The organism is Delftia sp. UME58 (assembly GCF_014170385.1).
Taxonomy (GTDB): domain Bacteria; phylum Pseudomonadota; class Gammaproteobacteria; order Burkholderiales; family Burkholderiaceae_C; genus Comamonas; species Comamonas acidovorans.
This window is the reverse complement of the sequence record NZ_LZZV01000056.1, coordinates 62,373-83,688: the sequence shown is the minus strand read 5'-3', so window position 1 is coordinate 83,688 and position 21,316 is coordinate 62,373. Positions and strand designations below refer to the sequence as shown.

Genomic DNA, 21,316 nt, shown 5'->3' with positions numbered 1-21,316 from the left:
CGGTGCTTACTTCTTCTCGAACTTGACGAACTTGAAGTGCAGCGCGTTGTCCGGGTGCACGGGCACATTGATCCGGGGCACGGACGCGAAGTGGATCACCTGGTCATGCAGCGCGATGTAGAAGCGCTCCTTTTGCACCGTCTCCCAGATGCTCTTGATGGTGGCATCACGCCTGGCCTTGTCGCTCTCCGAGGACAGGGACAGGATCTTGGCATCCACATCGGCATTGCTGTAGTGCGTCGCGTTCTGCGCGCCACGGCTGTCCTTGCCGCGCGTGTGCACCAGGAAGTCGAAGATGTAGGCCGAGTCATAGGTGGGCACGCCCCAGCCGTACAGGTAGAAGTCGCTGTCCGCCTTGGTGAGCGAGACGCTGTGCATGGCGATCGGCCGGGCCGAGACTTCGGTCTTGATGCCGATGCGGCCCAGGAAGCCGGCCACCGCCGTGGCAATGGCCTCGTCGTTCACATAGCGGTCATTGGGCGTGTTCAGCGTGATGGTGAAGCCGTTGGGGTAGCCCGCCTCGGCCAGCAGCTGCTTGGCCTTGGCGGCATCCGCCTTGGGATAGGCCGCAAAGGCCTTGTCGTAGCCATTGACGAACGACGGCGCGATCACGCCCGTGGGAATCGACAGGCCGCGCATCACCGAGCGCTTGATCGCATCGCGGTCGATGGCCAGCTCGATGGCCTGGCGCACCTTGGGATCGGCCAGCGGATTCTTGCCCTTGACGTTGCTGCTCTTGAGCTCGGCCGCGCCCACGTTCAGGCCCAGGAAGATGGAGCGGTTCTCGGGGCCTTCATTGATGCGCAGGCGCTTGTCCTGCTTGAGGCGCGCCACGTCCTGCGCGGGAATGTCCTGGGCGAAGTCCACCTCGCCCGACAGCAGGGCCGCCACGCGCGTGGCCGGCGACTTGATGGGCAGGTAGACCAGCTCGGTCACCTGCAGCGGGAACTGGCCCTTGCCCCAGTAGTCGGGATTGAGCTTCATCACCGTCCGCGAATCGACCTCGCGGCTGGCCAGCACATAGGCGCCCGTGCCGTTGGCCGCGCGCGTGGCGCCGTTCTCGGTCTTGCTGGCCGTGTCCTGCGTGGTCTCGGCGCCGTTGGCCTTGGACCACTTCTCGCTCATGATGAAGAGATTGGTCAGGTTGTCCGGGAAGATCAGGTTCGGCCCCTTGGTCTTCACATGCACCGTGAGATCGTCCACGGCCCTGGCCTCCTCCATCGAGGACAGCAGGGACTTGACCTGGGCGTTCTCGCCCTTGGCGCGGTTCAGCGAGAAGACCACGTCGCGCGCCGTGAACGGCGTGCCGTCATGGAACTTGACGTTGGGGCGCAGCTTGAACTCCCAGACCGACGGGTCGGAGGTCATCTTCCACGAAGTGGCCAGCGTGGGCACCAGCTTGCCGTCGGCCGAGCGGATGACCAGGGTTTCGTAGATCTGGTGCAGCAGCACGAAATTGGTACCCACGTTGAAGGCATGCGGGTCCAGCGAAGTCGGATCGGAGCCGCGCGCCCAGCGCACGGTTTCCGCCTGGGCCAGCGTGGCCGAGGTCAACAGGCCTGCGGCCAGCAAAGAACTGCCCAGAATCTTCATGATCATTTGTCTGCTCCCCTGTGGATGATTGGAAAGGCGGCGGTCATGCGACGCAGCAGCCGGACACCGCAAGAAGCGGGCCATATGGGTGTGCCCCACTGTAAATAACTTTTACAGCTTGTTTGATTGATTTTTATACTTAAAAGCCATTTCCAAATAACAAAGTGCGCCATGGGCGCCGCCGCCCCTGGCGTGCGGCCATCATGGAGAGGCTGCCGGCTTTGGCAGCTAGTGAAAACGCGAAAGGCCGCCCCGGCCCATCCACGGCAGACCGCGCCCAGGCCGGCTGGCAAAGGTTTGCAATCGGGCACAGGCCTGCGCCGCACGGCGTGCTAATTTCAGGCCCTGTATCGAGCCTGCGGGTTTCCCCGCGTAAAGGAAGCATCATGAAGACATCCATTGCCAGCGCACTGCTGTGCGCACTGCTGGGCCTGGGCGCCCTGCCTGCCCAGGCGTCGGGCCTGGGCGATTCGCTGCGCCAGGCCTCCGGGCTGGGCGGTGACAAGGCGGCCAGCAGCGAAGGCGCCGGCTCCGGCCTCGGCGGCATGCTGGGCGCGGGGGCAGGCGGTGCGGGTGCGCTGTCCGCCCTGGGCCTGAGCCCCTCGGCCACGGCCGGCAATGCGGCAGGCGTCATCTCCTACTGCATGAAGAACAACTACCTCAATGCCGACAAGGCGGCCCAGGTCAAGGACCAGTTGCTGGGCAAGCTGGGCATGCAAAAGCAGGAAGAGCCCAAGGACACGGGATTCCAGAACGGCCTGGGCGGCCTGGTCACCGGCTCCAACGGCAAGAGCTTCAGCATCGACAAGCTCAAGGGCGACCTCAAGGAAAAGGCCTGCGACTTCGTGCTGGACAACGCTAAATCGCTGATCTGACCCCCTGAGCGGCTGCGCGGCTGCGCCGCTTCCCCCTTCTCGCTTCGCGGAGGGGGACGACGCCTTCGGCTGGGCGCCCCCGCCGCGAGGCAGCTCTTGCTCGGCGTCCCTGAGTCGGGCCGCGCCAGTGTCAACGATGGCGCGCGATGCAGGCTTGCCTGGCTTGCGGGACAATGCCTGCTCCTTTTTGCAGCACCCCACGCCAGCCCCTCATGCAAGCCACGCGCATCATTGCCATCCGCCACGGAGAAACCGCCTGGAATGTGGACGCCCGCATCCAGGGCCATCTGGACATTCCTCTGAACGACATGGGACTTTGGCAGGCCGCCCAGGCCGGCAAGGCCCTGGCGGGCGAGCCGGTGGCCGCCATCTACAGCAGCGACCTGCTGCGTGCCTATGTCACGGCCGAGGCCGTGGCCGCAAGCACGGGGGCGGCGCTGACGGCCGACAAGGGCCTGCGCGAGCGCTGCTTCGGCAGCTTCGAGGGCCAGACCTTCAACGATATCGAGGCGTCCCACCCGGAAGACGCGCTGCGCTGGCGCAAGCGCGATCCCGGGTTCGTGCCTGCAGGCGGCGGCGAGTCGCTGCTGATGCTGCGCGACCGCATCTCGGCCACGGTGGACCGGCTGGCCAGTGGCCATCCCGGCGAGCAGATCGTGATCGTGGCGCATGGCGGCGTGATGGATGTGCTCTACCGCCTGGCCACGCACCAGGAAGTCCAGGCGCCGCGCACCTGGGCGCTGGGCAATGCGGCCATCAACCGCCTGCTGTGGACGCCCCAGGGCCTGGGCCTGGTCGGCTGGGGCGATGTGCAGCACCTGGAAGGCGGTGCGCGCGACGAGGTCTTCAGCTGAACGCCCGCGCTGCAGCGCAGCCCCTCATTCCACCTGGATATTGGCGGACTTGACGATCTGCGTGTAGCTCGCCTTTTCCTTTTTCAGGAACTGGGCGAACGTGGCCGGCGTGCCCGAGCCGGGCGTGGCGCCACTGTCCTGCAGGCGCTTGCGCACCTCGGGCATTTTCAGCACCTCGGCCAGTTCGGCGGCCAGGCGGCCGATCACGGGTTCGGGCGTGCGGGCGGGTGCGAACAGGCCGGTCCAGGCCTCCAGGTCGAAGCCCTTCAGATCGGGCGCCTCCGCAAAGCTCATGACCTCGGGAATCACGTCGATGCGCTGCGCCGAGGTCACGCCCACGCCTTCCAGTTTTTTCTGCTGCACCAGCGGCGTGGCGCCGGTGGTCATCAGAATGCCCAGATCGACCTGGCCGCCCATGACCTCGCTGGTGACCTGGGCCACGCCGCGGTAGGGCACATGCACCAGGCGGATGCGGGCGCGCTCCTGCAGCCGCTCCATGGCCAGGTGCAGCACCGTGCCCACGCCCGGCGTGGCGTAGGTCAACGCGCCGGGCCTGGCGCGGGCCATGCTGATCAGTTCGTTGAGGTTGTGCACCGGCAGGCCAGGGCGGGCCACGATCACCATGGGCGACACCGTGATCAGGCCCACGGGAGCCAGATCACGCTCGGCGTCATAGCGCACGGAGGAGTTGACCAGTTGCGCAATGCTCACCGGCCCGTCAAAGCCCAGCAGCAGCGTGTAGCCATCGGCGTGTGAGCGAGCCACCTTGCTCACGCCCAGCACGCCGCCCGAGGCCGGCACGTTGTCCACCACCACCGACTGGTGCAACCGCGCACCCAGCTTCTCGGCGATCAGCCGCGCCGTGGCGTCCAGGTCGCTGCCCGCGCCAAAGGGCACGATCAGGGTGATGGGCCCGGCTGCCGGCCAGGGCTTGCCCGCGCCCGGCGCGGCATGGGCGGCGTGTGCAGCAGCAAGGGCCGCAGCCAGTGAGGCGGCAGCCGATAGCAGGGAGCGGCGGGACAAGGGCATGGGGCTTGGGCATGCGAGGCGCATGCCGGCGAAGGCGGTGCGGGCTGGCAATAGCCTGCAAGGCAGGCACGGCCAGCGCGTGGAAAGCGGGCGATTCTGCCATAGGGCGCAATTTTCCTGCCATGCATATGCCATGAAGCCCTATTTATTGCAATCCGTTTCAACCCTTGTGATTCCGTGTCCTAGGGTTCACGCCTAAGGCGCCGCGCAACGGCCCTGTCCAGAATTGGCGGGCCATGATGCCCTCACCCAGCCAAATCATCGTCTTCGCCACGCCGGCCTTTTTGCTGCTGATCGCGCTGGAATGGGGCGTGAGCCTGTGGCGCGGGCGCAATGCCTACCGGCTGGCCGATGCCGTCAGCTCCATCAGCCTGGGCATGCTCAGCCAGACCAGCGCCGTCTTCACCACGCTGCTGCGCGTGGGGCTGTACACGCTGGCCTTCGAGCACCTGGCGCTATGGCGCAACGATGGTTTCTGGACCAGCATTCCCGGCTGGCTGCTGGCCCTGCTGTTCTACGACTTTTGCTACTACTGGCTGCATCGCATGGGCCACGAGGTGGCCGTGCTCTGGGCAGCCCACGCAGTGCACCACCAGAGCCAGGACTACAACCTGTCGACGGCGCTGCGCCAGACCAGCTCGGGCGCGCTGCTGGGCTGGCTGTTCTACCTGCCCATGGCGCTGGCCGGCGTGCCGCCGCTGGTGTTTGCCATCGTGGGCCTGATCGATCTGCTCTACCAGTTCTGGGTGCACACCGAGCAGGTGCGGCGCCTGGGCTGGTTCGACCGCTGGTTCTGCGCGCCCAGCAACCACCGCGTGCACCACGCCGTCAACGACGCCTACCTGGACAGGAACTACGGCGGTATCCTCATCGTCTGGGACCGCATGTTCGGCACCTTCAAGCCCGAGGACGACAAGGAGCCCTGCGTCTACGGCACGCGCGGCCTGCTGCAAAGCTGGGACCCGCTGTGGGCCAACGCCGTGGTGTACCGGCAACTCATGCACGACAGCTGGCATGCGCGGCGCTGGGGCGACAAGCTGCGCGTCTGGCTCAAGCCGCCCGGATGGCGCCCTGCCGACGTGGCACAGCGCTTTCCCAGGCCGGCCTTCGACCTGGATGCGCACCGCGTGCTCTACGCCCCCGGGATGGAGCGCGGCCTGCGCTGGTTTGCAGGCCTGCAGTTCGTGGCGCTGATCGCCGGGGTGTCGCTGTTTCTCTGGCATGCCGACCAGTCCTCGACGGCCCGCAATGCACTGTGGTTTGCCGTGCTGCTGGCCTGCCAATGGGCGCTGGGCGCGGCCATGCAGGGGCGCATCAGCCTGTGGCTGGCACTGGCCATCGAGGCCGGCGCCCTGGCCACCGCCACCTGTGCACTGGACATGCTGTCCTGGCACTGGCTGTTCAAGCCGCTGGCCATGGTCTTTGCGCTGATCGCCGTCATGCAGCTGTGGCGCGGCAGCGCGGCCTTCTCGGCACTGGCGAAACCCGCGCGCGGCGCCTGCTGGCTGGCTGCGGCATTGGCGGCATCCCTGGCGGGCGACGTGTTCCTGATGCTGCCCGATCTGTTCATCCCTGGCCTTGCCAGCTTTCTGCTGGCCCACCTGGCCTATATCGTGCTGCTGCGCCAGGATGCACCCTGGTTTGCACACCGGCCCTCGCTGGCCGCCACGCTGGCCCTGGGCGCGGGCATGTATGCCGTGCTCTGGCAGGGCGGGCTGCCCGCCGCGCTGCGCCTGCCCGTGGCCGCCTATGTGCTGGTCATTGCGCTGATGGCGGCGCAGGCCCTGGGCCGCGCGCGGCATCTGGGCGGCAAGGCGGCCTGGCAGGTGGCCATGGGTGCCTGCTTCTTCATGGCCAGCGACTCGCTGCTGGCCATCAACCGATTCGTGCAGCCCTTCGATGGTGCGCAAGCCGGCGTGCTGTCCACCTACTACGCGGCGCAACTGCTGATCGTGCAGGGCTGGCTGGCCCGTGGCGCATCGACATCAGGGTTGACCCGAGGCAGCTCGCAAGGCACAATCGAGGGATCGCATTTTCAGGAGTCCGTCCGTGGACAGTGCCAGTTCAACCAGTGACAAACAGCGCGCCGCAATGGCTTCGCTGCTGGCTGACTGACCGACTCCTGTGATGGGAGCGGCCATGTCGGTCAGCTTCCATCCATTGCTGCGTTTCCCCTTGGATCTTCGCGCCGCCCGGCGCTGCAGTGGCGCTTGGCCTGCATCAGGCGTGCCGCTCCTGCACCGAAGATTCCAATGGCTGTTGGTCACTGACCGCGTGCCCGTGTGGCTGCCATCGAGCAGCGCCCGGCCCACGCTGCTTGACGGCCCTGCCCGCGGCGGTCTTCCTGGTTCGCCAAGGAGAAAGCCATGTCCACACCGTTCGTCCGCCCCGCAATGCAACGCCTGCAGCCAGCCACTGCCGCGCCCTGCCCCGGCGCCACCGGCACGCGCGTGGCAGCCTCCCAGGCAGCAATGCAGGCCAAGGCACAGGCACAGATGCAAGCCCAGGCCCCTTCGGCCATGGAGCACGCCATGCACCTGGACCTGCAGACCCACTGGCCCACGCACCGCATCCGCAGCTTTCTGAGCCTGCAGCCGCGCTGAACGCGCCGCCCGCCTTGTCCGTCCCCTCGTCAGAAAGGAGCGCCTCCATGGACCCCGATCCGAGTCGATCTTGCCCTGACCCCTCCGATACGGTCCGGCCGCACATGACTGCGGCCCTTCCGCCCCATCCCAAGGCCCCGGCCGGGAGACCCACGCACGTCCATTGATGGACAGATGCCGGGCTTCTTCCGCCGCAACGAAAGAAGCCCGCCATGCAACACGCCATCACCGCGCTGCGCACCACGTCCGCAGCCACGCCGGCCGCCACACGCGCCAGCCACACCTCCCGCGCCGGCACCCTGCAGCTGGCCCTGCAAGCTGCCATTGCGGCACGCCATACCGGACAACTGCACGCCCTGCTGCAGCAACACGGCCCCGATCTCTTCGCCCACGCCCTCGTGGCGCTCACGCAGCGCCAGCAGGCCGACGTTCTGTCCCTGCTGGCGGCGCAGGAGCGCGCCGAGGTCTACCGCCACCTGCCTGCCCATGCGCGGCGCCAATGGCTGCAGTCGGCCACCGTGACCCGCCCGCCGCTGCGCCGCCGCCTGCTGTGCGCCTGCCAGCGCAACTGGCACTGGCTGCGCGCCACCCTTCGTTCGAGCCAGGCCTGAGCCGCCAGGGAGGTCAACATGAAAAGCCTCAAGCACCTGTTCCAGGCGTTTCTGCGCAGCCGCCACGCCCTGGGGCTGTTCCGGCGCAATGCCCTGCCCTCGGGCACGGCCGTGCACCACTCGCGCTCGGTATCGCCGACCCTCACGCGCGAGCTGCTGCGCGCCTCGCGCGATGACATCGCCGCCGTGCTGGCGCGCACCGGCTCCAGCGAAGACGGCCTGACCCGCGAGCAGGCCCGCGCCGCGCTCACGCGCTTCGGCCCCAACGAGGTCGAGCACGAAAAGCCGCTGCCCGGCTGGCTGCACCTGTGGTACTGCTACCGCAACCCCTTCAACCTGCTGCTGACGCTGCTGGCCGTGGTCTCCTACGCCACCGAGGACATGAAGGCCACGGTCGTCATCGCCTCCATGGTGCTGCTGTCCACGCTGCTGCGCTTTGTGCAGGAAGGCCGCTCCAACCGCGCCGCCGCACGGCTCAAGGCCATGGTCAGCAGCACGGCCACGGTGCTGCGCCGCAATGGCGGCCCCACGGCTCCCGCAGATGCCGACTCCGCAGACGCCCCGCACAGCGGCTTCGGCCAGCAGGCGCGCCGCTACGAGGTGGCGCTGCGCGAGGTCGTGCCCGGCGATTTCGTGGTGCTGTCGGCCGGGGACATGATTCCTGCCGACTGCCGCGTGCTCAGCGCCAAGGACCTGTTCGTGAGCCAGTCCGCCATGACCGGCGAATCCCTGCCCGTGGAAAAGCGCGCCGACGCCAGTGCATCGAATGGCACCGGCGTGCTGGATGCCAGCAACCTGCTGTTCATGGGCACCAACGTGGTCTCGGGCACGGCGCTGGCCGTGGTGCTGGCCACGGGCAACCGCAGCTACTTCGGCACCATTGCCACGCGGGTGACCTCCAACGACCGCGCGCCCACGGCCTTCGAGACCGGGGTCAACAGCGTCAGCTGGCTGCTGATCCGCTTTGCGGCGGTGATGGTGCCCGTGGTGCTGTTCATCAACGGCTACACCAAGGGCGACTGGGCCGAGGCCTTCCTGTTCGCGCTGTCCGTGGCCGTGGGCCTGACGCCCGAGATGCTGCCCATGATCGTGACCTCCACCCTGGCCAAGGGCGCCGTGGTGCTGTCGCGCCGCAAGGTCGTGGTCAAGCGGCTGGACGCCATCCAGAACTTCGGCGCCATGGACGTGCTGTGCACCGACAAGACCGGCACGCTGACCCAGGACCGCATCGTGCTGGAGCGCCACACCGACGCCTTCGGCCAGCCCTGCGACGAGACGCTGCGCTTCGCCTACCTCAACAGCCACTACCAGACCGGCCTGAAGAACCTGCTGGACCATGCCGTGCTGGAACACGTGGAGCTGCACACCCAGATGCGCCTGGCCGAGGACTACCGCAAGGTCGATGAGATCCCCTTCGACTTCGAGCGCCGCCGCATGTCCGTGGTGGTGGCCGAGCGCAACCACCACCACGAGCTGATCTGCAAGGGCGCGGTCGAAGAGATACTGGGCGCCTGCACCCGGCTGCGCGAAGGCGACGGCACGCGCCCGCTGGACGAGGAGCAGCTGGCCCGCGTGCGCCGCGTGACGCGCGAACTCAACCGCGAGGGCCTGCGCGTGGTCGCCGTGGCCATGAAGGAAGTGCCGCCGCACAAGAGCGACTACGGCGTGGCCGACGAGTCGGAGCTGACCCTGATCGGCTACATCGCCTTCCTGGACCCACCGAAGGAAACCACGGCCGAGGCGCTGGCCGCCCTGGCCGCGCACGGCGTGGCCGTCAAGCTGCTGACCGGCGACAACGAACTGGTGGCCGCCAAGGTCTGCCGCGATGTGGGGCTGCCCGCAGACCACATCATCCTGGGCACGCAGATCGAGCACATGAACGACGAGATGCTGCGCCAGACGGTGGAACGGCACCAGCTGTTCGCCCGGCTCACGCCGCTGCACAAGGAGCGCATCGTGCATGCACTGCGCGCCAACGGCCACATCACCGGCTTCATGGGCGACGGAATCAACGACGCCCCGGCCCTGCGCGCGGCCGACATCGGCATCAGCGTGGACAGCGCCGTGGACATCGCCAAGGAAGCGGCCGACATCATCCTGCTGGAAAAAAGCCTGATGGTGCTGGAGCAGGGCGTGATCGAGGGCCGGCGCACCTTCAGCAACATGCTGAAGTACATCCGCATGACGGCCAGCTCCAACTTCGGCAACGTGTTCTCGGTGATGGTGGCCTCGGCCTTCATCCCCTTCCTGCCCATGCTGCCGCTGCACCTGCTGGTGCAGAACCTGCTGTACGACCTCTCGCAGATCGCCATCCCCTTCGACAACGTGGACGACGAACTGGTGCGCCAGCCGCTGCGCTGGAACCCGGCCGACCTGGGCCGCTTCATGGTGTTCTTCGGGCCCATCAGCTCGCTGTTCGACATCCTGACCTTCGCGCTGATGTGGTTCGTCTTCGCCGCCAACACGCCCGAGCAGCAGACGCTGTTCCAGTCGGGCTGGTTCGTCATCGGGCTGCTCACGCAGACGCTGATCGTGCACATGATCCGCACGCCCAGGATCCCCTTCCTGCAAAGCCGCCCGTCCTGGCCGCTGCTGCTGGCCACGGCGGCCGTGATGGCGGCCGGCATCTTCCTGCCGATGGGGCCGCTGGCCGGCTACTTCAAGCTGCAGGCGCTGCCTGCGGCCTACTTCCCGTGGATGATTGCCATATTGCTGGGCTACGCTTGCCTGGCCACGCTGCTCAAGCGCGTCTACATCCGCCGCTACGGCTGGCAGTGACGCACCCTTCAACGCTCCTTCAACCCAATCACCAGGAAAGCCCGGAACCCCATGCAGGCCCTGCAGAACCTCAACCCCGGCGCCATGCTGGACACCTTCGTCAGCCTGACCACGGCCTTCGTGTTCGGCGCCCTCATCGGCCTGGAGCGCCAGGTGCGCCAGCGCACGGCGGGGCTGCGCACCAACACCCTGGTCGCCGTGGGCGCGGCCGTCTTCGTGGACCTGGCCGTGCGCCTGGGCGGGGCCGAGGGCGCCACGCGCGTGGTGGCCTACGTGGTCTCGGGCGTGGGCTTCCTGGGTGCGGGCGCCATCATGAAGGAAGGGGCCAACATCACCGGGCTGAACACGGCGGCCACGCTGTGGGGCTCGGCCGCCGTGGGCGCCTGCGCGGGCGCCAGCCTGGTGGCCGAGGCGGGCCTGGCCACGCTGTTCGTGCTGGCCAGCAACACCTTGCTGCGCCCCGTGGTCAACCGCATCAACCGCCGCCCGGTGGATGACGAATCCACGGAATCGACCTACTACGTCTACGCCATCTGCCACCGCGGCGCCCAGGGCGATGTGCGCGAGCAGATGCTGGAGCTGCTGGAGAACGCCAGCTATCCCGTGCGCGGCGTGGAAACCCATGCCTTCGGCCCGCAGGACACCGAGATCGAGGCCATGCTCTACGCCACCTCGGTGGACTCCGACGAGCTGGACCGCGCGATCGCCGCCATCGAGGCCCTGCCCGGCGTGCTGCAGGCCTTCTGGAACGCCGGCACGGAGGAATGAGCCGGCACAGCCCGGCGACGCTCAGGAAGCGTCGTCGCCCGGCACCGGCAACCCGAGATGGCGGTACGCCGCCTGGGTCGCCATGCGCCCGCGCGGCGTGCGCTGCAAAAAGCCCTGCTGGATCAGGTAGGGCTCGATCACGTCCTCGATGGTGCCCGCTTCCTCGCCGATGCTGGCGGCGATGTTGTCCAGGCCCACGGGGCCGCCGTCGAAGCGGTGCACCACGGCCTCCAGCAGCTTGCGGTCCATGATGTCGAAGCCCTGGGGATCGACGTCGAGCATGGCCAGCGCACGGTCGGCCAGCTCGCGCGTGATGCTGCCGTCGCCGCGCACATCGGCGTAATCGCGCACACGGCGCAGCAGGCGGTTGGCAATGCGCGGCGTGCCGCGCGAGCGGCGCGCGATCTCGAAGGCGCCCTCGTCATCGATGGGCGCGTTCAGCAGGCCGGCACTGCGCCGCACGATGCGCGCCAGCTCCTCGGCCGTATAGAACTCCAGCCGCGCCACGATGCCGAAGCGGTCGCGCAGCGGGTTGGTCAGCATGCCCGCGCGCGTGGTCGCGCCCACCAGCGTGAACGGCTGCAGGTCCAGCTTGATGGAGCGCGCCGCCGGCCCCTCGCCGATCATGATGTCGATCTGGTAGTCCTCCAGCGCCGGGTAGAGGATTTCCTCGACCACGGGCGACAGGCGGTGGATCTCGTCGATGAACAGCACATCGTTGGCTTCGAGGTTGGTCAGCAGCGCCGCCAGGTCCTTGGGCTTTTCCAGCACGGGGCCGCTGGTCTGGCGCAGGTTCACGCCCAGCTCGGCCGCGATGATGTGCGACAGCGTGGTCTTGCCCAGGCCCGGCGGGCCGAACAGCAGCACATGGTCCAGCGCCTCGTTGCGCTTTCGGGCCGCGCCGATGAAGATCTCCAGCTGCTCGCGCGCCTTGGCCTGGCCCACGTACTCCTGCAGCAGCTTGGGGCGCAGGGCGCGCTCCATGGCCTCTTCCCCGCGCGAGACCGGCGCGGCCGAGATCATGCGCGGCTTGTCAGGTGCCTTGTCGGGCGGGAAGCCGCCCTGCCCGAAATCGTCGGTATGGATGCTCATGTGCCGCTCACTTGGCCAGCGCCTTCAGCGCCAGCTTGATGCCCTCGGTCACGCCCACGTCGGGCGGCAGCTTCTTGAGCGCGGCGGCCGCATCCTTGTCGGAATAGCCCAGCGCCATCAGCGCCTGCACGATGTCGTTCTGGTCGTTGTTCACGAACAGCGACTGCGCGCCCGTATCGGCGCCGATCTTGCCCTTGAGCTCCAGCAGCAGGCGCTCGGCCGTCTTCTTGCCGATGCCCGGCACCTTGACCAGGCGGCCCACCTCCTGCAGCGTCACGGCCTGGGCCAGGTCCTCCACGCTCATGCCGCTGAGCACCGACAGCGCCATGCGCGGGCCGATGCCGGTGATCTTGATCAGCTCGCGGAACGCCTGGCGCTCGCTGTGCATGCCAAAGCCGTACAGAAGCTGCGCATCCTCGCGCACCACGAAGTGCGTCAGCAGGCTCACCTTGGCCCCACTGGCGGGCAGGTTGTAGAAGGTGCTCATGGGCACCTGCACCTCGTAGCCCACGCCGCCGCAGTCCACCAGCACCTCGGGCGGGTTTTTTTCCAGCAGCGTTCCTGTCAATTTGCCTATCATTGGTGTCCTTTGCCGCCCAGGAGGCGGCTTTTCATGCCCGTCCGCAACCGAACGCCGGCCCATTCACAGGGTATGGCACCACGCCCTCGCGCTGGCCGCCGCCCGGAATCTCTGGAATTATCCGCGTGATCCTGCGCCACACCTTCACACCCCACGACAACAACCGGTTGAGCCACGTCTGCGGCCCGGCCGACGCGCACCTGCGCACCATCGAGATCGCAATGGGCGTCAAGATCGCCCACCGCCACGAACAATTCAAGATCGACGGCCCCAAGGCCAAGGCCAACGACGCCCTGGAACTGCTGCAGGCCCTCTACGAGATGGCCGACGACCCCATCCTGGACGACTCCCTGCAACTGATGCTGGCCGGTGACACCGAACTCATCGAGCAGCCCCAGGACGCCATCCAGCTGTCCACGCGCCGCCCCGACCTGCGCGCGCGCACGGCCAACCAGTCGGCCTACCTGGAGAACATCGCCCGCCACGACATCACCTTCGGCATCGGCCCGGCCGGCACCGGCAAGACCTACCTGGCCGTGGCCTGCGCCGTGGACGCGCTGGAGCGCAGCGCCGTGCAGCGCATCGTGCTCACGCGCCCGGCAGTGGAGGCAGGCGAGCGCCTGGGCTTCCTGCCCGGCGACCTCACGCAGAAGGTCGATCCCTACCTGCGCCCGCTGTACGACGCGCTCTACGACCTCATGGGCTACGAGAAGGTGCAAAAGGCCTTCGAGCGCAATGTGCTGGAGATCGCGCCGCTGGCCTTCATGCGCGGGCGCACGCTGAACAACGCCTTCGTCATCCTGGACGAGGCGCAGAACACCACGCCCGAGCAGATGAAGATGTTCCTCACGCGCATCGGCTTCGGCGCCCGCGCCGTGGTCACGGGCGACGTCAGCCAGATCGACCTGCCCAAGGGCGCCCTGAGCGGCCTGATCGATGCCGAGCGCGTCTTGAAGCGCGTCAAGGGCATCGCCATCAACCACTTCACCAGCGCCGACGTGGTGCGCCACCCGCTGGTGGCCCGCATCGTGGACGCCTACGACGCACGCGGCCAGGCCCCTGCGCGGCGCAGCTCCACCCGCCTTGCCGCCATCTGATCCGTCCGCCGCACAAGACCCAGACGCCCGTCCACGGGCGCCCCACTGCCCACCTCCCATGTCCCTGAACCAACTGCAACTGTCCCTGCAATTCGCGCGCTTTGCCGAGGCGCCGGCCCACCGCGCCGTGCTGTCCCGCAGCAAGGTCACGCGCTGGATACGCCACGCGCTGGCCGTCGATGCCGAGATCACCGTGCGCATCGTCGATGCCGAGGAAGGCCAGCAACTCAACCGCGAGTACCGGCAAAAGGACTACGCCACCAACGTCCTGACCTTCGACTACCAGCAGGAGCCCACGGCCATGGCCGACCTGGTGCTGTGCGCCCCCGTGGTCGAGCGCGAGGCGCGCGAGCAGAACAAGACGCTGGAGGAGCACTACGCCCACCTGCTGGTGCATGGCACGCTGCACGCCCAGGGCTGGGACCACGAAACCAGCGAACAGGACGCCGAGGAAATGGAAGCCTACGAGACCGACATCATGGTCGAGCTGGGCTTTGCCGACCCCTACGCCAGGTAGGCGGCCCGTGCCACAATCGTGCCGGTCGCCGGCCGCATTTCCCGGAAGGCACTTTTGCGCAAAACAGCCCTGACTTTCTGACGCACCGGGGCGACATCCGGTGCCCTCTCCTGCCCCTAAGATCGGCCCTGCCCCAAGCCATCAGAACAAGGGCCCGCAGCCCATCCATGCGGCGCCCCAGGAGGAGACAACACCCATGTGGGACATCGCCCTGCTCATGAGCGCCGCCTTCGTGGCCGGCGCGCTCAATGCCGTCGCCGGAGGCGGCAGCTTCCTCACCCTGCCCGCCCTGGTCTTCACCGGCGTGCCGCCCGTGGCCGCCAACGCCACCGGCACCGTCGCCCTGCTGCCCGGCTACATGGCCGGTGCCTGGGGCTTCCGGCAGGACATGGAGCCGCCGCCCGGCCTGGGCATGCGCGGCGTGATCGTGCTGTCGCTCATCGGCGGCTCTCTGGGCGCGGCCCTGCTGCTGGTCACGCCCGACCACCTGTTCCGCAAGGTCGTCCCCTGGCTGCTGCTGGCCGCCACCGCCATGTTCGCCTTCGCGCCCCAGCTCAGGCGCATGGCGTCGCGCGGCAGCGCCGAGCATGCCGCCCATGCATCTCCCCTGAAGGCCGGCGCCGGCATGCTGGCCGTGGCCATCTACGGCGGCTACTTCAACGGCGGCCTGGGCATCCTGCTGCTGGCCCTGTTCGGCCTGCTGGGCCAGACCAGGCTGCATGCCATGAACGGCATGAAGAACCTGGTCTCCGCCCTGCTCACGGCCATTGCCGTCGCCATCTATGCGGCCGGCGGCGTCGTGCAATGGGAGCAGGCACTGGTCATGATGATCGCCGCCACCGCAGGCGGCTACGGCGGCGCCCGCCTGGCGCGCCGCATCCCGCCCGAATGGCTGCGCGCGGGCATCGTGCTGACGGGGCTGGTGATGGCGGGGGTGTTTTTCTGGAGGCAGTGAGGCCAGAAAGCTACATCTTCGGCACGGCACTCCGCGCTGTCTTTGATACGCGCTTGCCAGTGGATTTCTCCGGCGTCGCCGCGTCCGTGCCTGGCTGAGAGCCGCTGTGTGGCGGGGCCAGGGCTTGCCAGCGCAGAAACGGGGCTGGTTGCCCTGATCGAAACACGCTGCGCCGAACCGGATTGGCCCTGAGCTGCCTGTGCGGTAGCGAACCAGGGCATCCACTGCAGGCCCGGTGGTCTGGCGCTCGTTGCCGCAAGGCCGCTACGTCAGCCGAGCGCGCCAGCCCACCACGACTGTCCAGCGGTGCGCCGCGAGCATCGGTTACTCCGGGCATTCCATCACGGCAAGTGCTTGGCCCTCTGCAATGACATCTCCTTCGGTGACCAAAACCTCCAGCACAGTGCCGCTGCTGGGGGCTCCGACGGAGAACTCCATTTTCATGGACTCCAAAACAAGAACTTCATCGAACGCGTTGACGTGAGAGCCGACCGGCGCAACGATTTTTGCAACGGTGCCGCCGACTTCGGCGAAGAGGGTGTTTTGAAACATGGTGTCTCCTGGCAAATCAGTGGGACGTACTGGAGGGTGCAGAGAGCGTCACGCCAGCGGCAATCAGAGCCTCCCGCAAGCCCTTGACGAAAGAAACTGCCCCAGGCTGGTCGCCGTGTATGCAGAGCGTGTCTGCCTCGATGGGAATTTCGCGCCCCGAGAGTGAACGCACGAAGCCGTCCTGCAGCATGTTCTTCACCTGCGCCACCGATTCATCAAGGCTGGCAATCATTGCCCGCGGGAGCTTTCGCGGCGTGATGGTTCCGTCGTCCTGGTACGTGCGGTCGCCAAACACCTCGCACAACACGCGCAGGCCCACGTCGCGGGCCACGGTGACCGACAGTGTCCCAGCGGGTGCATAGAAGACCAGCGAACTGTCCACGTCCTTCACGGCCCGAGAGATGGCCTCAGCCAACTGCTCGTTCTTGGCAGCCATGTTGTAGAGCGCGCCGTGTGCCTTGACGTGCCGGACGCTTGTGCCAGCAGCTTTCGCGATGGCTTTCAAGGCACCCAGCTGATAGGCCACGGCGTCGTAGACCTCCGCGGGAGACACGACCATCTCGCGCCGGCCAAAGCCTTGCAGGTCGGCAAGGCTTGGGTGGGCCCCCACGGAGACCCCCGAAGCGACCGCCAGACGCACGGTCTTCGCCATGGTGCTGGGGTCGCCAGCGTGGAAGCCACAGGCGACGTTCGCCGAGGTGACGTATTGGAGCAATTGCTCGTCATCGCCGACCTGGTAGACACCGAAGCCTTCGCCCAGGTCGCAATTCAAATCCAGACTTTTCATCGTGCTCTTTCAGGGGAAGCTGGCCTCCAGGGCCTTGAAGAGATTTGCACGCTCGATGAGCAACTGCTGAGCAGTGTCCATGTCGACCAGGACGAACCTCACGTGGTCACCAGGAGCGCACTGGGCGAGGCGGAACAGGTCGGCCGCGATGACATTCGCAATGCGGGGATAGCCGCCCGTCGTCTGCCGTTCAGCCATCAGGACGATGGGTTGACCATCGGGAGGCACTTGAACGGTACCGAAGGTCACGGGCTCGGACAGGATGCTGGACTGCGTGTTCCGTGCGAGCACGGCACCCTCGAAGCGATAGCCCATGCGGTCGGACTGAGCGCTTATTCGCCACGCCTGGCCCAGCCATTGCTCGCGCGCTGCGGGAGTGAACTCATCCCACTCCGGACCTGCGACCACCCGAATTGGCCCCTGGCTGACCATTGCCGCCAGCAAAGCAGTCTCGGCAGACAAAGCAGCTTGGCTCCGTTCAGGAATGCTTGGTACAGCGGACTTGAAGTGCAGGACATCGCCTTTGCGCAGTGCTCTACCGCCGAACCCGCCAAAGCCAGCGCGTGCATAGGTGCTTGAGCTGCCCATCACGTCGGGCACCGAAAAACCTCCCTGGACCGCCAGGTAGCTGCGCACGCCCGACACCTTGCGCCCGAACTGAAGAATGGCTCCTGCCTTGATGGGGAAAGCTGTTGCCAGCGGCACGGCCATGCCATCAACAGAAGCGGACAGGTCGGCACCACAGCACGCGATGACGGTATCCGCACTGAATCGGAGAGCCGGGCCCATGAGGGTGGCCTCCAGCGCCGCTGCATGAGCCGAATTGCCTGCCAATGAGTTGGCCAAGCGAAGCGCCACTTCGTCCATGGCTCCCGACACGGGGACACCGAGGTGCTGGTAGCCGGTGCGACCGAGGTCTTGCACCGTCGTGTAGGCGCCTGGCTTCAAGACCTCGATACTGGAGCTGGACTCAGACATGATTGGACGGCTGCCGGGCAGCGAACTCTTCTGGAGAAATGGGGATGAAGCGGACCTGGTCGCCGGGGGCGAGCAGGCAAGGCTCCTTTGCGCTGGCATCAAACAGCGTGAGCGGGGTCCGGCCGATGACATTCCAGCCTCCAGGCAGGTCGAACGGATAGATGACGCACTGGCGGTTGGCTACGGCTACCGAGCCCGACGCGACGCGGGTGCGGGGCGTGCTGCGGCGGGGCAGCATGAACTCGCTGCCCCAGAGGCCCATGTAGGGGTGGCCAGGAGCAAATCCCACGAGGAACACATGGCCGGTGGTCTCGCAGTGCCTGGAAACCAGATCGATGGCACGAAGCCCTGCAGCCAGGGCTACTTCGTCCAGGTCGGGGCCAAACTCTCCGCCGTAGCAAACTGGAATCTCGACCACGCGGGTGTTCTGGGTTCCGGTTTCAGTTGCAGCAGCGACCAGGGCCGCCACCATACGGCGGAGTGCCCCAAGAGGGCTTTCGCCCGATTGAACGGGTACCTGCACCGGGTTGTAGTGCAGTCCCACACCCAGGAAGCAGGGAACCACGTCGGTGATGAAGTTCCAGCCAGCCGCCTGGACGTCCGTCACGAAGCTGCAAGCTTTGCGGTTGGCGTCCACACTGAGTACATCGCCGAACTTCACGAAAAGGCAGGTCTCCCCGATGGGACGCAGTCGAGAGTCGACGCTTGCCGGTGCGCTCATCACGCCACCTCTTCAGCAGCCACGGCCTGCATGGCGGCCAAAAGTGCCGCTCGGTCACGCTCGACAAAGCCGGTATCGACACGGCCCGCCGTGAATTCCTCGTGCGCAAGTACGGCCCGAAGGAATGCCACGTTGTTCTGGATGCCTTCAATGTGCACACCTTGGAGTGCTTCGTCGAGCCCCACAATGGCGGCCGACCGGTCATCCGCAAAGCTGATGAGCTTCGCAATCATGGGGTCGTAGTAGGGCGTGATGCGGTCACCCTCTTGAACGCCGCAGTCCACCCGAAGATGGGCGGCAGCAGCGGGAAGCTCGAAACGCTTGAGCTCGCCAGGCGACGGCAGGAACTGTTTCGCCGGGTTCTCAGCGTAGATGCGGACCTCGATGGCTGCGCCGCCGCGTCTGATGTCGGACTGCTCGCGGCGCTGCGTAGCGCCGCCGGCCAGCAGAATCTGCTGCTGGACCAGGTCCCAGCCGGTAATCATTTCGGTGACCGCGTGTTCCACCTGGATGCGCGTGTTCATCTCCAGGAAGAAGAACTCCTGTGTGGCTGCGTCCATGATGAACTCGACGGTACCCGCCCCACGGTAGCGCTGGCCCGCCGCAAGTGCCACGGCGGCATCGGCCATCCGTTGCAGCACTTCGGCAGGTACGCCAGGGGCCGGGCTTTCCTCGATGATTTTCTGGAAACGGCGTTGGACGGAGCACTCTCGCTCGAAGAGGTGGACAGCATGGCCGTCGCCATAGCCGAACACCTGGATTTCGATGTGTCGAGCACGGGCGACGTATCGCTCCAAGTAAACCTCGGCCTGGCCGAATGCCTTTGCGGCAACGCCTTGTGCGTTGGCGACGGTCGCCTCGAGAGCCTCGGGCGTGTCAACACGCTTCATGCCGATGCCACCGCCGCCGCCTACCGCCTTCACAAGAAGGGGAAAGCCCAGGGAACGGGCCTGCTCATGCCATAGTTCGGTCTGGCCAGGCGCCAGCCGCTCGCTCCCCGGCAGCACCGGCACGCCATATTGCCTGGCAATCTCGCGAGCACGCTGCTTGTCGCCCATGGCAACAATAGTGTCAGGCTCAGGGCCGATCCAGGTCAGTCCGGCCTGCTCGGCCGCGCGGGCGAAATCTGTGTTCTCAGACAGAAAGCCGTAGCCCGGATGAACTGCATCGGCCTTTGCCTGGATGCCCGCCTGCAGCACCTTGTCCATGTCCAGGTAGCTCTGCGTCGCGGGAGCTGCTCCGATGTGGATAGCCTTGTCGGCGAGTTTGGTGTGCAGGGCGTTGGCGTCGGCATCCGAGAAAACGGCGACCGTGCCTATGCCCAATGCCTTGCACGCGCGGATGATGCGGCAGGCGATTTCACCGCGGTTGGCGATGAGAACGTTCTTAATCATGGTGATTGCTCCATTTTCAAAGCCGACGGCAAGGCCAGGACTGCGCGGGCCCTGGCGTCGGCATTTCACTGCAGCTCAATCGAGCTTCGAACGCGAGGTTTCACGAAGTGCGAGAACTGCAAGCAGACTGATGACCGCCGCCCCGATGAGCAGATAGGCGGGCGATTGCAGGTCGCCCGTATGGGCGATGAGTGACGTGGCGAGATACGGGGTAAGCCCTCCGCCCAGAATGGCGCCGATATTGAAGCTGAAGGCCATGCCGGTGTAGCGCACGCGGGTCGGGAATTGCTCAGCGTAGGTGGGGTATCCCACGGACTGAACGACAGGCAGCGGCAGCGCGATGAGGAACATGCCGATGGCCGCGAGCAGGAAGCTACCTTTGGACATCATCATCATCATCGGCAGCACTAAAAGCATGTAGCCGACGAAGCCAATGCCCAGGACCTTGCGGCGGCCCAGTCGGTCGGACAACGCACCAAACATCGGCATCAGCGCGGCCATGGTGAGGCTTACTGCAGCCATCAGCCAATACACCGACGTTTTGTCGAACTTCTGGTAGGTGGTCAGGTAGATGTTCATGAACACCAATCCAACCCAGTAACCAACGTTCTGACCGAAAGCCAGGATGGTGACCTTTGCCACTTCGCCACGGTACTTCGTGAGGACCTCGCGCAGCGGCGCCTTGGGCGGCTCGTTATGTGCCTGGAAGTTTTTGAAGGCGGCGGACTCCTCAATGCTCCGGCGAACCAGCGCCGAGATGATGACCATCGGAATGGCCAGGAGGAATGGAATGCGCCAGCCGTAATCCTGCATCTCCTGCGGGCTCAGCAGTGCCGAGACCGAGCCGCAGGTGATGGCCGCGACGGCGCCGCCGATGGCGACACCGACAGGCGTGAACGCACCGTAGTAGCCGCGCTTTCCAGCGGGCGCAGATTCAACGGCATATGCAGCTGCGCCAGTGACTTCACCACCTGCAAAAAAACCTTGTATGAGCCGGATGAGCACCAACAGGACAGGTGCTGCCAGGCCAATCGAGGCAGTCACGGGAAGCATGCCGATGGCAGCCGTCGCGACACCCATGCCGATGACGGTGACCAGCAGGATGCCCTTTCGGCCGATTCGGTCACCCAGTCGCCCCAGAACAATGCCGCCGACGGGCCGCATCACGAAGGCGCTGCCAAACACTGCAAGGATTGCAAGCAGCGAGGCTGTCGGGTCAGTGGATGGGAAGAACAGGGGCCCGATAGTTGCGGCCATGTAGCCATAGATGCCGAACTCGTAGTACTCGATTGCAGTACCGACAAGGGCAGCGAGGGCTGCTTTGCGCGCAGCAGAGCGCGCCTCAGGATTTGCGGATGCAGCAGAAGCTGCCCCGGCTTGAACATGGGTGGACATTTTTTTGTCTCCTCTCAGGTGGCTTGATAGCTCTTTAATGACGAGAGATGAGCGCAGCAGTGCTTCAGCTCCTTGCTCGGAAGCCGAAAGCCGGTGACGCTTGTGGCCGGGCTGTACCGGCTGTCCAGGCCCTCGCT

At 66.4% G+C, this 21,316-nt stretch carries 20 protein-coding genes; 10 read left to right on the top strand and 10 right to left on the bottom strand.

Annotation, left to right across the window (positions count from 1 at the left end):
- Positions 1-6: 6 nt before the first annotated feature.
- Positions 7-1,599 (bottom strand): ABC transporter substrate-binding protein, encoded by a 1,593-nt coding sequence (locus A9976_RS17880; protein ID WP_183020113.1) that lies wholly within the window; start codon positions 1,597-1,599, stop codon positions 7-9.
- 380 nt (positions 1,600-1,979) lie between these two features.
- Between A9976_RS17880 and A9976_RS17875 the strand changes: the two genes are divergently transcribed.
- Positions 1,980-2,468 carry a DUF2501 domain-containing protein gene (locus A9976_RS17875; RefSeq protein ID WP_183020112.1) on the top strand — a complete coding sequence of 163 codons (489 nt, stop codon included), beginning with the start codon at positions 1,980-1,982 and terminating at the stop codon, positions 2,466-2,468.
- A gap of 212 nt (positions 2,469-2,680) precedes the next feature.
- Positions 2,681-3,322, top strand: coding sequence for a histidine phosphatase family protein (locus tag A9976_RS17870; RefSeq protein WP_183020111.1), 642 nt, complete (start codon positions 2,681-2,683; stop codon positions 3,320-3,322).
- A 24-nt stretch (positions 3,323-3,346) separates the two neighbouring features.
- Here the strand turns inward: A9976_RS17870 and A9976_RS17865 are convergent, their stop codons facing one another.
- Positions 3,347-4,351, bottom strand: coding sequence for a tripartite tricarboxylate transporter substrate binding protein (locus tag A9976_RS17865; RefSeq protein WP_183020110.1), 1,005 nt, complete (start codon positions 4,349-4,351; stop codon positions 3,347-3,349).
- A gap of 239 nt (positions 4,352-4,590) precedes the next feature.
- Between A9976_RS17865 and A9976_RS17860 the strand changes: the two genes are divergently transcribed.
- The 5 genes from A9976_RS17860 to A9976_RS17840 all read left to right on the top strand — a co-directional run bounded on the left by A9976_RS17860 (position 4,591) and on the right by A9976_RS17840 (position 11,111).
- Positions 4,591-6,426, top strand: coding sequence for a lysoplasmalogenase family protein (locus tag A9976_RS17860; RefSeq protein ID WP_183020217.1), 1,836 nt, complete (start codon positions 4,591-4,593; stop codon positions 6,424-6,426).
- Between the two features lie 291 nt (positions 6,427-6,717).
- Positions 6,718-6,954: a hypothetical protein gene (locus tag A9976_RS17855; protein WP_012203161.1), complete on the top strand. Its 237-nt coding sequence runs from the start codon at positions 6,718-6,720 to the stop codon at positions 6,952-6,954.
- A 212-nt stretch (positions 6,955-7,166) separates the two neighbouring features.
- Positions 7,167-7,565, top strand: a complete 399-nt coding sequence (locus tag A9976_RS17850) for a hypothetical protein (protein ID WP_183020109.1) — start codon at positions 7,167-7,169, stop codon at positions 7,563-7,565.
- A gap of 18 nt (positions 7,566-7,583) precedes the next feature.
- Positions 7,584-10,343 carry a magnesium-translocating P-type ATPase gene (gene mgtA, locus A9976_RS17845; protein ID WP_183020108.1) on the top strand — a complete coding sequence of 920 codons (2,760 nt, stop codon included), beginning with the start codon at positions 7,584-7,586 and terminating at the stop codon, positions 10,341-10,343.
- A 51-nt stretch (positions 10,344-10,394) separates the two neighbouring features.
- Positions 10,395-11,111, top strand: a complete 717-nt coding sequence (locus A9976_RS17840) for an MgtC/SapB family protein (protein ID WP_183020107.1) — start codon at positions 10,395-10,397, stop codon at positions 11,109-11,111.
- Between the two features lie 21 nt (positions 11,112-11,132).
- On the opposite strand, the gene ruvB is transcribed toward A9976_RS17840, so the two are convergent.
- Both ruvB and ruvA read right to left on the bottom strand, forming a co-directional pair.
- Complete coding sequence (gene ruvB, locus A9976_RS17835) at positions 11,133-12,203, bottom strand: Holliday junction branch migration DNA helicase RuvB (protein WP_043825727.1); 1,071 nt, start codon at positions 12,201-12,203, stop codon at positions 11,133-11,135.
- Positions 12,204-12,210: 7 nt separating this feature from the next.
- Positions 12,211-12,783: a Holliday junction branch migration protein RuvA gene (gene ruvA / locus A9976_RS17830; RefSeq protein ID WP_183020106.1), complete on the bottom strand. Its 573-nt coding sequence runs from the start codon at positions 12,781-12,783 to the stop codon at positions 12,211-12,213.
- A 125-nt stretch (positions 12,784-12,908) separates the two neighbouring features.
- Between ruvA and A9976_RS17825 the strand changes: the two genes are divergently transcribed.
- The 3 genes from A9976_RS17825 (at position 12,909) to A9976_RS17815 (ending at position 15,352) form a co-directional block, all read left to right on the top strand.
- Positions 12,909-13,880, top strand: a complete 972-nt coding sequence (locus A9976_RS17825) for a PhoH family protein (RefSeq protein ID WP_183020105.1) — start codon at positions 12,909-12,911, stop codon at positions 13,878-13,880.
- 58 nt (positions 13,881-13,938) lie between these two features.
- Entirely contained in the window at positions 13,939-14,397 is a 459-nt protein-coding gene (gene ybeY / locus A9976_RS17820; protein WP_183020104.1) for an rRNA maturation RNase YbeY, read from the top strand.
- 196 nt (positions 14,398-14,593) lie between these two features.
- The gene (locus A9976_RS17815) at positions 14,594-15,352 is read left to right on the top strand and encodes a sulfite exporter TauE/SafE family protein (RefSeq protein WP_012203149.1); all 759 of its coding nucleotides are present in this window, start codon (positions 14,594-14,596) and stop codon (positions 15,350-15,352) included.
- Positions 15,353-15,676: 324 nt separating this feature from the next.
- Here A9976_RS17815 and A9976_RS17810 read toward each other — a convergent pair whose 3' ends face one another.
- The 6 genes from A9976_RS17810 to A9976_RS17785 form a co-directional block, all read right to left on the bottom strand.
- Positions 15,677-15,904 (bottom strand): acetyl-CoA carboxylase biotin carboxyl carrier protein subunit, encoded by a 228-nt coding sequence (locus A9976_RS17810; protein WP_183020103.1) that lies wholly within the window; start codon positions 15,902-15,904, stop codon positions 15,677-15,679.
- A gap of 16 nt (positions 15,905-15,920) precedes the next feature.
- Positions 15,921-16,691, bottom strand: a complete 771-nt coding sequence (locus A9976_RS17805) for a LamB/YcsF family protein (protein ID WP_183020102.1) — start codon at positions 16,689-16,691, stop codon at positions 15,921-15,923.
- A 9-nt stretch (positions 16,692-16,700) separates the two neighbouring features.
- On the bottom strand, positions 16,701-17,669 hold the full coding sequence (locus A9976_RS17800) for a biotin-dependent carboxyltransferase family protein (protein ID WP_183020101.1): 969 nt from the start codon (positions 17,667-17,669) through the stop codon (positions 16,701-16,703).
- Positions 17,662-18,390: a 5-oxoprolinase subunit PxpB gene (gene pxpB, locus A9976_RS17795; RefSeq protein ID WP_183020100.1), complete on the bottom strand. Its 729-nt coding sequence runs from the start codon at positions 18,388-18,390 to the stop codon at positions 17,662-17,664. Before pxpB ends, A9976_RS17800 begins: the two co-directional genes overlap by 8 nt.
- Positions 18,390-19,784, bottom strand: a complete 1,395-nt coding sequence (locus A9976_RS17790) for an acetyl/propionyl/methylcrotonyl-CoA carboxylase subunit alpha (RefSeq protein WP_183020099.1) — start codon at positions 19,782-19,784, stop codon at positions 18,390-18,392. The genes pxpB and A9976_RS17790 overlap by 1 nt, the downstream gene beginning before the upstream one ends.
- Positions 19,785-19,859: 75 nt before the next feature.
- Positions 19,860-21,179: an MFS transporter gene (locus A9976_RS17785; protein ID WP_183020098.1), complete on the bottom strand. Its 1,320-nt coding sequence runs from the start codon at positions 21,177-21,179 to the stop codon at positions 19,860-19,862.
- Between the last annotated feature and the right edge of the window lie 137 nt (positions 21,180-21,316).

What these genes read in the sequence shown, in the direction of transcription:
- pxpB (WP_183020100.1), bottom strand. Translation starts at nt 18,390, where the DNA reads ATGAGCGCACCGGCAAGCGTCGACTCTCGACTGCGTCCCATCGGGGAG.
- mgtA (WP_183020108.1), top strand. Translation starts at nt 7,584, where the DNA reads ATGAAAAGCCTCAAGCACCTGTTCCAGGCGTTTCTGCGCAGCCGCCAC.
- ybeY (WP_183020104.1), top strand. Translation starts at nt 13,939, where the DNA reads ATGTCCCTGAACCAACTGCAACTGTCCCTGCAATTCGCGCGCTTTGCC.
- A9976_RS17850 (WP_183020109.1), top strand. Translation starts at nt 7,167, where the DNA reads ATGCAACACGCCATCACCGCGCTGCGCACCACGTCCGCAGCCACGCCG.
- A9976_RS17840 (WP_183020107.1), top strand. Translation starts at nt 10,395, where the DNA reads ATGCAGGCCCTGCAGAACCTCAACCCCGGCGCCATGCTGGACACCTTC.
- A9976_RS17810 (WP_183020103.1), bottom strand. Translation starts at nt 15,904, where the DNA reads ATGTTTCAAAACACCCTCTTCGCCGAAGTCGGCGGCACCGTTGCAAAA.
- A9976_RS17865 (WP_183020110.1), bottom strand. Translation starts at nt 4,351, where the DNA reads ATGCCCTTGTCCCGCCGCTCCCTGCTATCGGCTGCCGCCTCACTGGCT.
- A9976_RS17875 (WP_183020112.1), top strand. Translation starts at nt 1,980, where the DNA reads ATGAAGACATCCATTGCCAGCGCACTGCTGTGCGCACTGCTGGGCCTG.
- A9976_RS17800 (WP_183020101.1), bottom strand. Translation starts at nt 17,669, where the DNA reads ATGTCTGAGTCCAGCTCCAGTATCGAGGTCTTGAAGCCAGGCGCCTAC.
- A9976_RS17870 (WP_183020111.1), top strand. Translation starts at nt 2,681, where the DNA reads ATGCAAGCCACGCGCATCATTGCCATCCGCCACGGAGAAACCGCCTGG.
- A9976_RS17860 (WP_183020217.1), top strand. Translation starts at nt 4,591, where the DNA reads ATGCCCTCACCCAGCCAAATCATCGTCTTCGCCACGCCGGCCTTTTTG.
- A9976_RS17815 (WP_012203149.1), top strand. Translation starts at nt 14,594, where the DNA reads ATGTGGGACATCGCCCTGCTCATGAGCGCCGCCTTCGTGGCCGGCGCG.
- ruvA (WP_183020106.1), bottom strand. Translation starts at nt 12,783, where the DNA reads ATGATAGGCAAATTGACAGGAACGCTGCTGGAAAAAAACCCGCCCGAG.
- A9976_RS17790 (WP_183020099.1), bottom strand. Translation starts at nt 19,784, where the DNA reads ATGATTAAGAACGTTCTCATCGCCAACCGCGGTGAAATCGCCTGCCGC.
- A9976_RS17855 (WP_012203161.1), top strand. Translation starts at nt 6,718, where the DNA reads ATGTCCACACCGTTCGTCCGCCCCGCAATGCAACGCCTGCAGCCAGCC.
- ruvB (WP_043825727.1), bottom strand. Translation starts at nt 12,203, where the DNA reads ATGAGCATCCATACCGACGATTTCGGGCAGGGCGGCTTCCCGCCCGAC.
- A9976_RS17880 (WP_183020113.1), bottom strand. Translation starts at nt 1,599, where the DNA reads ATGATCATGAAGATTCTGGGCAGTTCTTTGCTGGCCGCAGGCCTGTTG.
- A9976_RS17805 (WP_183020102.1), bottom strand. Translation starts at nt 16,691, where the DNA reads ATGAAAAGTCTGGATTTGAATTGCGACCTGGGCGAAGGCTTCGGTGTC.
- A9976_RS17785 (WP_183020098.1), bottom strand. Translation starts at nt 21,179, where the DNA reads ATGTCCACCCATGTTCAAGCCGGGGCAGCTTCTGCTGCATCCGCAAAT.